The sequence below is a fragment of the Okeania sp. SIO2F4 genome (assembly GCF_010672385.1).
In the GTDB taxonomy this organism is placed as follows: domain Bacteria; phylum Cyanobacteriota; class Cyanobacteriia; order Cyanobacteriales; family Microcoleaceae; genus Trichodesmium.
Genome location: NZ_JAAHGT010001320.1, coordinates 1 through 1,775 on the forward strand (window position 1 = coordinate 1; position 1,775 = coordinate 1,775).

Annotated in this window: 1 protein-coding gene; it reads left to right on the forward strand. The window is 41.9% G+C overall.

All coding sequences use genetic code 11. The annotated features are described in order from the left end of the window. Nucleotides 1-1,036 (forward strand): Fe(3+) ABC transporter substrate-binding protein (locus tag F6K22_RS40050; RefSeq protein WP_293110650.1); only part of this gene is annotated, 1,036 nt, incomplete at its 5' end. Nucleotides 1,037-1,775: the final 739 nt, after the last annotated feature.

The following is a 1,775-nucleotide window of genomic DNA, read 5'->3' on the forward strand; positions in this document are numbered from 1 at the left end:
TCGAGTATTTCTAGGAACAGGCACAGCAATGGCAACTGTGGCGATCGCCGAACTAGGAAAAAGCAACCGAGGATTAGCCCAAGGTGGTGCAATTAATCTCTATTCTTCCCGCCACTACGACACTGACCAAGCTCTTTACGACAGTTTCACCAAAAAAACTGGTATCAAAGTCAACCTAATTGAAGGCAAGGGAGATGAATTAATTGAACGAATTAAAAGTGAAGGAGCTAACAGCCCTGCAGATGTCTTTATCACAGTTGATGCAGGTCGTCTGTGGCGTGCCCAAGCAACCGGAATCTTGCAACCAGTTTCTTCGTCTACTCTCAATAGTAAAATTCCATCTAACCTCCGCAGTCCAGAAAACTTATGGTTTGGTTTCTCCAAACGGGCGCGGGTAATTATGTATAACAAAGATAAAGTTAAACCTTCTGAGCTATCAACTTATGAAGACTTAGCTACAGACAAATGGAAAAGTAAAATTGTAATCCGCTCCTCCAGCAATATTTACAACCAATCTTTAATAGCATCTTTAATCGAAATTCACGGAATGTCAGATGCAGAAAGTTGGGCAAAAGGCTTTGTTGCAAACTTTGCCAGACCTCCAGAAGGAAATGATACTGCTCAAATAAAGGCTGTTGCTGCTGGCATTGGTGATGTTGGTATTGCTAATAGCTACTACTTGGCGCGTTTGATGAAATCTTCCAAAGGAGAAGATAAAGCAGTTGCAGAAAAAGTAGGTATGTTTTTCCCAAACCAAGATGGGCGCGGTACCCACATTAATATTAGTGGTGGTGGGGTAGTTAAAACTGCTCCGAATAAAGAAGGTGCAATTAAGTTTCTCGAACATTTAGCCAGTCCAGAAGCTCAAAAAATATTCTCTGAAGGGAATAACGAATATCCTGTAGTTGCAGGTGTACCTGTTCCTAGCGTTTTGACAACCTTTGGTGAGTTCAAGACAGATTCTACCAATGTTTCTGTTTATGGCAAATTAAATGCTGATGCGATTAAATTAATGGATCGGGTGGGTTGGAAGTAGTAGTATCAGAACTTACGCAAAATATCAAATTATACGCCATCTGTAGGAGCGTTAGCGGAGCTTTGCGCCAGCAAACGGCCGTTTAGCGCTCCGCACAACGCGCGTTAACCCAGGGCGACATGAAACGCCCCTACTAGATATAGCACTCTTGCGTAAGTCCTAAGTATATCTAATGGTGTGATACGCCTAAAATATTGGGTAGTAGTGTACAAGTAGTGATTTTTACATTTCTACAAAACCACCAAATATTGAAATAGTAGTACCGTGTCTAGGCTAAAATTGTGGGAAAAAAAACCTAACCCCCCGACCCCCTTCCCTGCTAGCGTTGGGGGGGAATATTCTCTCATCTCCTTGTAGGAGAGGGGTCGAGGCAGAGAGAGGTCTTCCAAGGTGCTCAAAGTTACCCACATTTTTAAGCTAGACACGCTAGTAGGGGCGGGTTTAGCGTTAAATTAATGATATCAATATTGAATCAGATAAACCCGCCCCATTGCCTGACCATCCTATCCCCCACTGATAGACCAACACGGCTAATAAGTGTGCCCTAGATTTTCGGGCGGGTTTATTTAATCTGATGGTTAAACTACTCACGGTTCGCTCATTTAGAAATGATTTAACTAAATAAATTCACTAAAACTCATTCATAGTAATAATTAGAGCGGTTTTAGTCACATGAGGCAGTGATTCACGGAGGAAAAATGTAGATAGATTCAGGGATTCTCATTAGAGATAAAATTTG